General features: G+C 74.9%; 9 protein-coding genes. 7 read left to right on the top strand and 2 right to left on the bottom strand.

Annotation, left to right across the window (positions count from 1 at the left end; genetic code table 11):
* The first annotated feature begins 195 nt into the window (after positions 1 to 195).
* Positions 196 to 1,140, top strand: coding sequence for a COX15/CtaA family protein (locus ACI79Z_RS13900; protein WP_387992942.1), 945 nt, complete (start codon positions 196 to 198; stop codon positions 1,138 to 1,140).
* A gap of 120 nt (positions 1,141 to 1,260) precedes the next feature.
* On the opposite strand, the gene ACI79Z_RS13895 is transcribed toward ACI79Z_RS13900, so the two are convergent.
* The gene (locus ACI79Z_RS13895; RefSeq protein ID WP_387992945.1) at positions 1,261 to 2,250 is read right to left on the bottom strand and encodes a ScyD/ScyE family protein; all 990 of its coding nucleotides are present in this window, start codon (positions 2,248 to 2,250) and stop codon (positions 1,261 to 1,263) included.
* 332 nt (positions 2,251 to 2,582) lie between these two features.
* Entirely contained in the window at positions 2,583 to 3,497 is a 915-nt protein-coding gene (locus ACI79Z_RS13890) for a heme o synthase (protein WP_387992948.1), read from the bottom strand.
* A gap of 329 nt (positions 3,498 to 3,826) precedes the next feature.
* Here ACI79Z_RS13890 and tkt point away from each other — a divergent pair, with 329 nt between their 5' ends.
* Genes tkt through pgl form a run of 6 tightly spaced genes read left to right on the top strand, consistent with a single transcriptional unit; the run spans position 3,827 to position 12,357 of the window.
* Positions 3,827 to 6,052 carry a transketolase gene (gene tkt, locus ACI79Z_RS13885; protein WP_456902956.1) on the top strand — a complete coding sequence of 742 codons (2,226 nt, stop codon included), beginning with the start codon at positions 3,827 to 3,829 and terminating at the stop codon, positions 6,050 to 6,052.
* A gap of 32 nt (positions 6,053 to 6,084) precedes the next feature.
* Positions 6,085 to 7,188, top strand: a complete 1,104-nt coding sequence (gene tal / locus ACI79Z_RS13880) for a transaldolase (RefSeq protein ID WP_387992953.1) — start codon at positions 6,085 to 6,087, stop codon at positions 7,186 to 7,188.
* Positions 7,185 to 8,795 carry a glucose-6-phosphate isomerase gene (locus tag ACI79Z_RS13875; protein WP_456902955.1) on the top strand — a complete coding sequence of 537 codons (1,611 nt, stop codon included), beginning with the start codon at positions 7,185 to 7,187 and terminating at the stop codon, positions 8,793 to 8,795. The genes tal and ACI79Z_RS13875 overlap by 4 nt, the downstream gene beginning before the upstream one ends.
* Before the next feature lie 25 nt (positions 8,796 to 8,820).
* The gene (gene zwf, locus ACI79Z_RS13870) at positions 8,821 to 10,338 is read left to right on the top strand and encodes a glucose-6-phosphate dehydrogenase (RefSeq protein ID WP_387992959.1); all 1,518 of its coding nucleotides are present in this window, start codon (positions 8,821 to 8,823) and stop codon (positions 10,336 to 10,338) included.
* A 25-nt stretch (positions 10,339 to 10,363) separates the two neighbouring features.
* Positions 10,364 to 11,533 (top strand): glucose-6-phosphate dehydrogenase assembly protein OpcA, encoded by a 1,170-nt coding sequence (locus ACI79Z_RS13865; RefSeq protein ID WP_456902954.1) that lies wholly within the window; start codon positions 10,364 to 10,366, stop codon positions 11,531 to 11,533.
* The gene (pgl, locus tag ACI79Z_RS13860; protein WP_456902953.1) at positions 11,530 to 12,357 is read left to right on the top strand and encodes a 6-phosphogluconolactonase; all 828 of its coding nucleotides are present in this window, start codon (positions 11,530 to 11,532) and stop codon (positions 12,355 to 12,357) included. Before ACI79Z_RS13865 ends, pgl begins: the two co-directional genes overlap by 4 nt.
* The last annotated feature ends 229 nt before the right edge of the window (positions 12,358 to 12,586 follow it).

Here is a 12,586-nt window from a genome sequence, read left to right as displayed (position 1 = left end):
GGAAGTCGGGGCGTCGGCGGGGCTCGCTCGGAGGTCGCCCGGATGGGGCACCCGTACCCGGGAGGGCGCACCGACACCAGGTCGGCGCGTCGGCCGCCTGCGCCTCCTACAGCGCGGTCGGGCGCCCCGTCCTTCCCCGTCCGTGATCGCCCTGGGCGAACCGGGGAGGTGGCCGGCCGCGACTAGCATCGGGCCGTGCCGGTCCTGCCCACCGCCTTCTCCCCCGCCGTCATCACGCGCCTGGCGCTGGCCAACGTGGTCGCCAACGGCGCCATCGTGGTCACCGGCGGCGTGGTCCGGCTGACCGGCTCGGGTCTGGGCTGCCCCACCTGGCCGCGGTGCACCGCCGACAGCTTCGTGACGACGCCGGAGATGGCCGGGCACGGCCTGATCGAGTTCGGCAACCGGCTGCTCACCTTCGTGCTCACCGCGGTGGCGGTCGCGGTGCTGGTGGCGGTCTGGCGCTCCCCGCGCCGGGACCTGCGGCCGCTGGCGGTGCTGACGTTCCTCGGCATCCCGGTCCAGGCGGCGATCGGCGGCGTCACGGTGCTCACCGGCCTGAACCCGTGGACCGTCGCCGTCCACTTCCTCGTCTCCACGCTGCTGGTCGCCGTCTCGACCGTGCTGTGGCTGCGGTCCCGCGAGCCCGGCGTCGGCCGGCCGGTGGTCCGCCGCCCGATCGCGCTGCTGGCCGGCGGGATCGCCGCGGTCACCGCGGTGGTGCTCGCGCTGGGGACGGTCGTCACCGGCAGCGGCCCGCACAGCGGCGACCTCGACGACGCCGGCGTCCCCACCGGCGACCGCATGGGCTTCGACCCCGAGACGGTGAGCCGGCTGCACGCCGACGCGGTGTTCCTGCTCGTCGGCCTGACGATCGCGCTGCTCGTGGCGCTGTACGCCACCGACGCCCCCGACCGCGTCCGCCGGGCCGCGCGCGACGTGCTCGTCGTCCAGCTCCTGCAGGGCGTCGTCGGCTTCGTCCAGTACTTCACGCACCTGCCGGTCGTGCTGGTGCTGCTGCACATGCTCGGCGCGGTGCTGGTGACCGCGTACACCGCGCGGCTGGTGTGGTCGGTCCGCGGCCCGGCGACCGGGCAGCCTCTCGACGCCGCCGCCGTCCCCGCCACCGCCGCCCGCTGAGCCGCCGGGCCGGGCCTCACTCCCGACCGCGCCGGCCTCACCACGCGGTGCCCGACCTCGCGCTGCAGGGTGAGGTCGGGCACCGGAGAGCGAGGTGGAGCCCCTCGTGCGGGGCCGGGCTCAGCCGCGCAGGCCGACCGTCCAGATCTCGCCGTCGAGCGTGACGACGTAGGCGGTCCGGCCCACCACCTCCATGGAGGTCGGCCGGTCGAGCGGCTCGGCCACCAGTTCGAAGCCGCCGTCCCGGGTCGCCCGGAGCAGCTGCCCGGTGTCCGGGTCCGCCGGCGACCCCTCCGGGTTGCCGGGCGTGAAGACGCCCTGCGACAGGGCGTAGACGCCACCCGGACCGCGCTCGACGTCCACGAGCAGCCGGCCACCCGAGGCGACCTCGCGGACGTCCTCGTCACCAGGCCGGAAGGCCAGCACCCGGCCGGTCGCCGGCTCGTGCGGGACCGGCCCGGCCAGGGCGACCAGCACGCTGCGGCCGTGGGCCGCCAGGCCGGTCGGGACGACGTTCCCCAGGGTCAGGACCTCGGTGATCCCGCCGTCGGAGGTCACGTGCAGGACGCGGTTGTGGTGTCCGTCGGTGACCAGGAAGCCGCCGTGCACTGCCTCCAACGCGTACTGCACGCCGGTGGGCACGAAGAAGTCCGTCTCCGGGGGGTTCTCGAGCGACCAGGCGCCGATGTCCGCGACGACCGTGCAGGTGTCCGGAGCGTCGACGCGATAGAGCCCGACGACGTCGTCCCCGCCGACATCGGGGCCGACCAGCGTCACCAGCACATAGGCGGTCCGACCCTGGAAGGCGACGTCCATGGCACCGCCCGTGTCGTCCGGGGGGAGCACCCGCTCCGGCAGGCAGTCCGCGACCGTCGTCGCCTCCCCCGTGCGGCGGTCCACGCGGGTCAGGTCGCCGGAGACCGGCTCGGTGACGTAGAGGTCCCCACCGGGACCGACGGTGCTCCCGGAACCGCCGGCGAGCCCCTCCACCAGCAGCTGCGGCTCCGCGGTCCCGGCGGCTGGTGCGGCACTCGCCGTCGCAGGTGCGGCCAGAGCCAGCAGCAGCGCGGCGGCGGCAACCGCCGGAGCCCTTCCTGGAGTGCTCCCCACGGTCCTCCCCTTCCTCGACGCGGTCCCCCCTTCACGCGGCCGGGACGGCGCGTCGCCGCGCCCCCGCCGCGGACCGGACGGCCGGTGTACTCCGTCGCCGCGTGGGCCGGGACCCCGTTCCGGCACCGCGGTTCTCGGCTCACGGCACGGCACCACCTGCCGTGACGGCGCCCGACACGGCGCGAGACGACACTGGATCGACACCGGGCACCCCGACCGGCGAGAGGCGCCGCGTGGCGGTCGGTCGCGTCGGACGTCGAGATCCCGTGATCTCGACCGGCGGCACCGGCCCGGACGGTCGAGATCACGGGATCTCGACCCAGCCGAGTGGGTCAGACGAGGACGTCGATGGCGATGGCGATCGACAGCAGCGTCATGTGGGTGATCGACACCGAGAACAGCTTCATCGGCCGGTCGGGGACGGCGGCGCGGATGCGGTCCAGCCACTGGTGGGTCTCGGCGACGTACCAGGCGCCGAGCAGGCCGCCGCCGATGGCGAAGGCCCAGTTCAGCACCGGGGTGATCGACCCCATGAGCAGGGTGGCGCCCAGGGTCGCCCACGCCCACGCGACCGACTGGCGGCCGACGCTCTCCGGGCCGGCGACGACGGTCAGCATGGGGACGTTCGCGCGGGCGTAGTCGTCGCGGTAGCGGCTGGCCAGCGCCCAGAAGTGCGGCATCTGCCAGCAGAAGACGACGGCGAAGAAGGCGAGCGCCGGCCAGTCGAGCGAGCCGGTCACCGCCGCCCACCCGATGAGCACCGGCGCCGCGCCGGGGAAGGCCCCGAAGACCGTGTTGTGCCGGGTCCGGCGCTTGAGCACCATCGTGTAGACGACGGAGTAGGCCAGGATCGCGACCGCGGCCAGCGCGGTGGCCAGCGGCGTGGTCTCGAACCACAGGATCGCCAGCGACGCCGTGGCGAGGGCCGCCCCGAAGACCAGGGCCGCCCGCGGGGACACCACCCCGGCGGGGATCGGCCGGTTGCGCGTGCGGGACATCAGCCGGTCGATGTCGCGGTCGTACCAGCAGTTGAACACGTTGGCCGCGCCGGCGGCGAACATCCCGCCGACCATCGTCGCGGCCACCAGCCGCCAGGACGGCCACCCGTCGGCCGCCATCATCATCGCCGGCAGCGTCGTCACCAGCAGCAGCTCGACGAGCTTCGGCTTGGTCAGCGCGACGTAGGCCCCGACCACGCCCGACAGCCGGCGGGCCGGGACGGCCGGCCGCTGGGTGAGCGCCGTCACCGGGCGGCCTCTGCCGCGCGCACGCACGGACGGCAGGGAGCCACCGGGCACGAAGACAGCACGATGGTCCCTTCGAACCGGGGTATGGAACGGGCCCACTGTAGCCCTCGGCCACCCCGCCCACCGGTGCGGATGACTAGGGTCTGATCACGTTGACGCCGCGGGAACTGCGGGTAGGGCCGTCGCCGACGACGGAGGGTCACGGGTCGAGGGAGACCAGGGACACGGCCGATCCGCTGCCCCGCACCCGACGTCGTCCGCCCGGGAGCACGGACCACCGCTCCCCGGACGGCCCCACGCACGGCCGACCTCGAGGAGTTCCGCCCGACATGACCCAGGCTGACGACACGAAGAGCACGGAGTCCGAGGCCCCCGCCGAGGCCGCGACCGACTCCCCCACCGGATCGCCCCGGCAGCCGCACCCCACGCTGCCGGAGGACTTCGGCGACCTCGACCGCCGGGCCATCGACACCGCCCGCGTGCTGGCGATGGACGCCGTCCAGAAGGTCGGCAACGGCCACCCCGGCACCGCGATGAGCATGGCGCCCACGGCCTACCTGCTGTTCCACAAGTGGCTGCGGCACGACCCCACGGACCCGAACTGGGTGGCCCGAGACCGCTTCGTCCTGTCGATGGGCCACTCGAGCCTGACGCTGTACGTCCAGCTCTACCTGTCCGGCTACGGCCTGGAGCTCGAGGACCTGCAGGCCCTGCGCACCTGGGGCTCGAAGACCCCCGGCCACCCCGAGGTCAACCACACGCCCGGCGTGGAGACGACGACCGGCCCGCTCGGCCAGGGCGTCGGCAACGCCGTCGGCATGGCCATGGCCGCCCGCCGCGAGCGCGGCCTGCTGGACCCCGACGCCCCCGAGGGCGAGAGCCTCTTCGACCACACCGTCTGGGTCTTCGCCTCCGACGGCGACCTGGAGGAGGGCGTCAGCGGCGAGGCGTCGTCGCTGGCCGGCACCCAGCAGCTGGGCAACCTGGTCCTGGTCTACGACGACAACCGGATCTCCATCGAGGACGACACGAACGTCGCCTTCACCGAGGACGTCGGCAAGCGCTACGAGGCCTACGGCTGGCACGTGCAGCACGTCGACGACGGCGAGGACCTGGCCGCGGTCGACGCCGCGTTCGCCGCCGCCAAGGCCGAGACCCGCCGCCCGTCGATCATCGTGCTGCGGACGATCATCGCCTGGCCCGCGCCGAACAAGCAGAACACCGGCGCCGCGCACGGCTCGGCGCTCGGCGAGGACGAGGTCCGCGCCACCAAGGAGGTCCTGGGCTTCGACCCGGGGAAGACCTTCGAGGTCGACGACGAGGTGCTCGCGCACGCCCGCTCGGTGGTCGACGCCGGCGAGAAGGCCCACGCCGAGTGGCAGGAGCGCTTCGACGCCTGGGCGCAGGAGAACCCCGAGCGCGCCGCCCTGCTGGAGCGGATGCGCGAGCGCCGGCTGCCCGAGGGCTTCGCCGACGGCCTGCCGACCTTCGACGCCGACCCCAAGGGCGTGGCCACCCGCAAGGCCTCGGGCAAGGTCCTCGCCGCCCTCTACCCGGCGCTGCCCGAGCTGTGGGGCGGGTCGGCCGACCTCGCGGAGAGCAACAACACCGCCGTCGAGGGGGAACCGTCCTTCCTGCCGGCCGACCGCCAGACGAAGATGTGGAGCGGTGGCCCCTACGGCCGCACGCTGCACTTCGGCGTCCGCGAGCACGGCATGGGCGCGGTCATGAACGGCATCGCGCTGCACGGCGGCACCCGCGTCTACGGCGGCACGTTCCTCACGTTCTCCGACTACATGCGCGGGGCGGTCCGCCTGGCCGCGCTCATGCAGCTGCCGGTGACCTACGTGTGGACGCACGACTCGATCGGCCTGGGCGAGGACGGCCCCACGCACCAGCCGATCGAGCACTTCGCCGCGCTGCGGGCCATCCCCGGCCTCGACGTCGTCCGCCCGGCCGACGCCAACGAGGTCACCGTCGCCTGGCGCACGATCCTCGAGAACAACGACCGCCCGGCCGGCCTGCTGCTGTCCCGGCAGAACCTGCCGGTGTTCGACCGCTCGGAGTTCGGCTCCGCCGAGGGCGTCGCGCGCGGCGCCTACGTGCTGGCCGACGCCTCGAACGGGCAGCCCGAGGTGATCCTGCTGGGCACCGGCTCGGAGGTGCAGATCGCCGTCGCCGCCCGCGAGCGGCTGGAGGCCGACGGCGTCCCGACCCGCGTGGTGTCGGTGCCCTGCGTCGAGTGGTTCGCCGACCAGGACCAGGCCTACAAGGACGAGGTGCTGCCGCCCTCGGTCCGCGCGCGGGTGAGCGTCGAGGCCGGCGTGCCCATGGGCTGGCGCGAGTTCGTCGGCGACGCCGGCCGGATCGTGGGGCTCACCCACTACGGCGCGAGCGCCGCCTACTCGGTGCTCTACGAGGAGTTCGGGCTGACCGACGAGGCCGTCGTCGCCGCCGCCCGCGAGTCGATCGAGGCCGCCGCCGCGGGGAACGCCGTCCCGGCCGGCCCGGTTGCAGCCACCGGGGGCCTCCCCCACCCCACCGGCGACCGCTGAACCCACGCGGCCTCACCACGAAGGGCAGAGACATGGCACAGAACGAGAAGCTGGCCGAGCTGTCACAGGCGGGCGTCGCCGTCTGGCTCGACGACCTGTCGCGGGACCGCATCCGCAGCGGCAACCTGCAGTCGCTGGTCGACGAGCGCTCCGTCGTCGGCGTCACCACCAACCCGACGATCTTCGCCGCCGCGATCAGCGGGTCGGAGTCCTACGACGACCAGCTGCACGCCCTCGCGGTGCGCCAGGTGAGCGTCGAGGAGGCGCTGCGCACCATCACTGCCTCCGACGTGCGCGACGCCTGCGACCTGCTGGCCCCCGTGGCCGAGCGGCAGCCCGGCGACGGCCGGGTGTCGCTGGAGGTCGCGCCGGGCCTGGCGCACGACACCGACGCCACCGCCGCCGAGGCCGCGCACCTGTGGTGGCTGGTGGACCGGCCGAACCTCTACATCAAGATCCCGGCCACCGTGGAGGGCCTGCCGGCCATCACGACGTCGATCGCCCGCGGGATCAGCGTCAACGTCACCCTGATCTTCAGCCTCGAGCGGTACCGCGCCGTCATGGACGCCTACCTGTCCGGGCTGGAGCAGCGCCTCGAGCAGGACCCCGACGCCGACCTCAGCGGGATCGCCTCCGTCGCCTCGTTCTTCGTGTCCCGCGTGGACAGCGAGATCGACAAGCGGCTGGAGAAGGCCGGCGCCGACCAGCTCAAGGGCAAGGCCGCGCTGGCCAACGCGCAGCTGGCCTACCAGGCCTACGAGGAGGTCTTCTCCTCCGACCGCTGGAAGGCGCTGGAGGCCAAGGGCGCGAGGCCGCAGCGGCCGCTGTGGGCCTCGACCGGGGTGAAGAACCCGGAGTACTCCGACACGCTCTACGTCAGCGAGCTCATCGCCCCCGGCACCGTGAACACGATGCCGGAGAAGACGCTGCAGGCCTACGCCGACCACGGCGCGGCGGGCACGCCGGTGCAGAAGACCTACGACGACGCCGCGGCGACGATGAAGGCCATCGCCGACGCCGGCGTCGACCTCGACGACGTGTTCCGCGTCCTCGAGGAGGAGGGCGTGCGGAAGTTCGTCGACTCGTGGGACGAGCTCACCGAGTCCGTGCGCGGCCAGCTCGAGGACAAGGCATGACGCTGGAGTTCTCCTGCTCCGGCCTCGACGTCCCGGAGGTCGTCCGCACCCAGCTCGCCGACGACGACGTCGCCGCGCGCCTGGTGGCCAAGGACGCCACCCTCTGGGGCCCCGAGGCCGAGAGCGAGGCCTCGATCCGGCTCGGCTGGCTGGACCTGCCCGCGTCCTCGCGCGAGCTGGTGTCCCGGCTGGCCGAGCTGCGGGCCGAGCTCGCCGGCGAGGGGATCGACCGCGTCGTCCTGTGCGGCATGGGCGGTTCCTCGCTGGCGCCGGAGGTCATCTGCCGCACCGCGGGCGCGCCGCTGGTCGTCCTCGACACCACCGACCCCGGGCAGGTCGCCGCGGCGATGACCGACCTCGACCGCACCGTGGTCGTGGTCAGCTCCAAGTCCGGCGGCACGATCGAGACCGACAGCCACCGGCGGGCGTTCGTCGCCGCGTTCGCCGAGGCGGGGCTGGACGAGAAGGAGGTCGGCCGGCGGTTCGTCGTCGTCACCGACCCCGGCTCCCCGCTGGCCGACACCGCCGCCGCCATGGGCGCCCGCGCGGTGTTCCTCGCCGACCCGAACGTCGGCGGCCGCTACAGCGCCCTGTCGGCGTTCGGGCTGGTGCCCGCGGCGCTGGCCGGGGTGGACGTCGGCACCCTGCTGGACGAGGCCGCCGACCTCGCCGAGCACCTCGCCGAGCCGGACAACCCGGCGCTGGAGCTCGGCGTCGCCATGGGCGCGGGCTTCCGCACCGGCCGGGACAAGGTCGCCCTCGCCGAGGGCACCGGCGGCAGCGGCCCGCGCATCGAGGGCTTCGGCGACTGGGCCGAGCAGCTCATCGCCGAGTCCACCGGCAAGGAGGGCCGGGGGCTGCTGCCCGTGGTCCTGGAGTCGGTGGACGCGCCCGGGTCGCAGGCGCCGGACGCGCTGCTGGCCGTCGTCGACGGGGACCCGGTCGACGGCCGGCCCTCGGTCGGCGTCACCGGCCCGCTGGGCGCGCAGTTCCTCGGCTGGGAGTACGCGACGGCGGTGGCCGGGCGGGTGCTGGGGATCAACCCCTTCGACCAGCCCAACGTCACCGAGTCCAAGCAGAACACCTCGCGGATCCTCGAGTCCGGCCTGCCCGAGGAGCGGCCGGCCGCCACGATCGGCGCGGTCGAGCTGTACGCCTCCGGCGGCGTGCTCGACGGCGTCGACCTGACCCAGGCCGACGGGCTGCGGCTGGCGCTGGACGCCCTGCTGGGCGCCGTCCCGCCGCGTGGCTACCTCGCCGTCATGGCGTACCTGGACCGCGACGCCGACGCCCGGGCCGGCGAGCTGCGTGCGGCGCTGGCCCGCCGCACGGAGCACGCGGTCACCTTCGGGTGGGGTCCGCGCTTCCTGCACTCGACCGGCCAGTACCACAAGGGTGGCCCGCAGGTCGGCGCGTTCCTGCAGCTCACCGGCGCGGTGACGCAGGACCTCCCGGTGCCCGACCGGCCGTACTCCTTCGGCACGCTGCAGGCCGCCCAGGCCGCCGGCGACCGGCAGGCGCTGGCCGACCGGCAGCGCCCGCTGCTGCACCTGCACCTGACCGACCGGTCCGCCGGCATCGACCAGGTCCTCGCTGCCCTCGACTGACCCTGCACCCCCTCGAGGAGGGCACGTGATCCCCAACCCGCTGCGCGACCCGCGGGACCGGCGGCTGCCGCGGGTCCCCGAGCCCTGCGCCCTGGTCGTCTTCGGCATCACCGGCGACCTGGCCCGCAAGAAGCTGCTCCCGGCCGTGTACGACCTGGCCAACCGCGGGCTGCTGCCGACGAACTTCGCGCTGCTGGGCTTCGCCCGGCGGGACTGGGGTGACCAGGACTTCGCCGAGCTGGCACGGGACGCGGCCCGCAACGCGGCCCGCACGCCGTGGCGGGAGGAGGTGTGGGAGCGGCTGGCCAACAGCGTCCGGTTCGTCCAGGGCTCCTTCGACGACGACAACGCCTTCGACGAGCTCGCCCACGCCCTCGCCGACCTGGAGAGCAGCCACGGCATCGGCGGCAACGCGGCGTTCTACCTGTCGATCCCGCCGGCGATGTTCCCCGTCGTGCTCAAGCAGATGCAGCGCACCGGCATGGCCGAGAGCACGCCGGACCGGTGGCGGCGGGTCGTCGTCGAGAAGCCCTTCGGCACCGACCTCGCCTCCAGCCGGGAGCTCAACGAGCTGGTCGACTCGGTGTTCAGCGCCGAGGACGTCTTCCGCATCGACCACTACCTGGGCAAGGAGACCGTCCAGAACCTCATGGCGCTGCGGTTCGCCAACGAGCTGTTCGAGCCGGTCTGGAACGGCCACCACGTCGACTCGGTGCAGATCACCATGGCCGAGGACGTCGGCATCGGCGGGCGGGCGGGCTTCTACGAGAAGACCGGGGCGGCGCGCGACGTGCTGCAGAACCACCTGCTGCAGCTGCTCGCGCTCACCGCGATGGAGGAGCCGGTCGAGTTCTCGGCCGACGAGATCCGCACCGAGAAGCTCAAGGTGCTGCGTGCGATCTCGCTGCCCGAGGACCTGCACACCTTCGCCGTCCGCGGCCAGTACGAGCAGGGCTGGCTGGCGGGTCAGCGGGCCAGGGGCTACCGGCAGGAGGAGGGCGTCGACGCGCACTCGACCACCGAGACCTACGCCGCGGTCCGGCTCGGGGTGGAGACCCGCCGGTGGGCCGGCGTGCCGTTCTACCTGCGCACCGGCAAGCGGCTGCCGCGGCGGGTCACCGAGATCGCGCTGGTGTTCAACCGGGCGCCGCACCTGCCCTTCGCCGACACCGACACCGAGGAGCTGGGCAACAACCAGCTGGTGGTGCGCGTGCAGCCCGACGAGGGGGTCACCCTCAAGTTCGGGTCGAAGGTGCCCGGCAGCGTCATGGAGGTCCGGGACGTGTCCATGGACTTCCTCTACGGCGAGCAGTTCACCGAGGCCAGCCCCGAGGCCTACGAGCGGCTGCTGCTGGACGTGCTGCTCGGCGACGCCACGCTGTTCCCGCGCAACGCCGAGGTCGAGGCCTCCTGGGCCGTCATCGACCCGCTCGAGGAGTTCTGGGCCGGCAGCACGCCGCACGCCTACCGGGCCGGCGAGTGGGGGCCGCGCGCGGCCGACGAGATGCTGGCCGCCGAGGGCCGCCGGTGGCGGCGTCCGTGAGGCGCCCCCGCGGAGAGGAGACGCGATGACGACGCTCTGGGACACCACCGGCTCGGCCGTGGTCAAGGAGCTCGCCGCCCAGCGGCGGACCGGCGGAGCGGTGCTGTCGGGGGTGGCGCTGACCCTGGTGGTCGTGGCCGACGAGGGCCGGGTGGCCGAGGCCGAGGAGGCCGCGACGGCGGCCGCCGAGCAGCACCCCTGCCGGATCCTCGTCGTCGTCCGCCGGCAGATCGAGGCCCCGGTGCCGCGGCTGGACGCCGAGGTGTCCATCGGCGGGCGGCTGGGCCCCGGCGAGGCGGTCGTCATGCGCATGTACGGGCGCCTGGCGCTGCACGCGGAGTCGGTCGTGCTGCCGCTGCTGGCCGCCGACGCGCCGGTGGTCACCTGGTGGCACACCGAGCCGCCGCGGCAGCTGAGCACCGACGCGCTCGCGGTCATCGCCGACCGGCGGATCACCGACAGCACGTCGGCGTCGGACCAGCTGGCCTCGCTGCGGACCCGGGCGCACGACTACTCCCCCGGCGACACCGACCTGGCCTGGACCCGCGCCACCGGCTGGCGGGCGACGCTCACCTCCGCGCTGGACTCGGTGTCCGGCCGCCGCGGGGACGCGGTGAAGGTGCTCGGCGCCCGCGTCGAGGGCGACCCCGGGGCGGCCACCGCCCAGCTGCTGCGCGGCTGGCTCGCGTCCCGCACCGGCAGCGCGGTCGAGGTCGTGCAGGCCACCCGGCACCCCGGGCCCAGCGGCATCGACTCGGTGTCCCTGACGCTGGACCAGGACGAGGAGGTGCGCGTGCACGCCGACCGCCGCGGCGGCGCGGTGATCAGCCAGCCGTACCGGCCCGACGCCACGATGGCGCTGCCCGACCGGTCGCTGGGCGACCTGCTCGGCGAGGAGCTGCGCCGGCTGGACCCCGACGAGCCGTACGCCGAGGCGCTGGAGGCCACCACCGGGGTGACCGGCCTGGCCGGCCGGGCGCCGGTGCGCGCGCACGTGTGGGTGGACCCGGCCGAGCACGCGGGCGCGCCGTTCGCGAGGGACGACGTCGGCACCAACAGCCCGCACGGGGAGGCGCCGACGGTGCCGCCGGACTCCGAGGGCACCGACGAGGTGGCCGAGCACGGCGAGCACGACACCCCGGACCCGACGGCGCCCGAGACCCCGTCCGAGGCCGGCTCCGGAGCGGCGCGGTGACGCTGCCTCCCGGGGACCGGATCGCCGAGGCGCTCGCGGAGCAGATCGAGGGCCCCACGCCCGGGATCGTCGTCGAGCCCGACGCCGAGCTGCTGGCGCGGGCGGTGGCCTCCGCGCTGGTCGCGCGGCTGGCCGCGGCCCAGGCGGTGCACGGGACGGCGTCGGTGGTGCTCACCGGCGGCGGGATCGGGACGGCGGTGCTGCGGCACGCCGCGGAGCTGGCCGAGGAGCCGGCGCCCGGTCAGGCGGTCGACTGGACCGCCGTCGACGTCTGGTGGGGCGACGAGCGGTTCGTCCCGGCCGACGACGACGAGCGCAACGAGAAGGGCGCCCGCGAGGCGCTGCTGGACCGGGTCGGGGCGCCGCCGGAGCGGGTGCACCCGATCCCGGCGTCCGACGCCGGCTTCGACACCCCGGAGGAGGCCGCGGACTGGTACGCCGGGGCCCTGGCCGACGCCGCCCGCGACGCCGGGACCGACGGCCCGCTCCCCCGGTTCGACGTCCTGCTGCTCGGGATGGGCCCCGAGGGCCACGTGGCGTCGATCTTCCCGGACTCCCCCGCGGTCTCCGACGAACGGACCGTGGTGCCGGTGCGGGACTGCCCGAAGCCGCCGCCGACGCGGGTGAGCCTCGGCTTCGCCGCGATCACCGCCGCCGAGGAGGTCTGGCTGCTGGTGTCCGGGGAGGGCAAGGCCGAGGCCGTGGCACGGGCGCTGGGTGGTGCCGACCGCGCCGAGGTCCCGGCCGCCGGGGCCCGCGGCCGCCGGGCGACCCGCTGGCTGCTCGACGCCGCCGCCGCGAGCCGCCTGCCCGGGGCGGGGTGACCGCCGTCGACGGCTGCCTGCCGTGCGCCGTCGACGGAGGCCGACGCGTCCTCCTCCCGCACGCGGGTGCGGGAGGACGAGCCGTGGCGGCTGTCGGTCGTGCTCCGCGGGGTGCTGCCCGTCGACCCGGCGCCGCACCGCGAGGGCGGCCGCTGGCCGACGGCCGCGGGCTGCCGGCGCCCGGCACGCCCGGTGCCCCGGCGGAGGCCCACGGGGCCGCCGCCGGGGC

This window comes from Geodermatophilus sp. SYSU D00663 (genome assembly GCF_054050655.1).
This window is presented reverse-complemented; position numbering and strand designations above follow the sequence as displayed.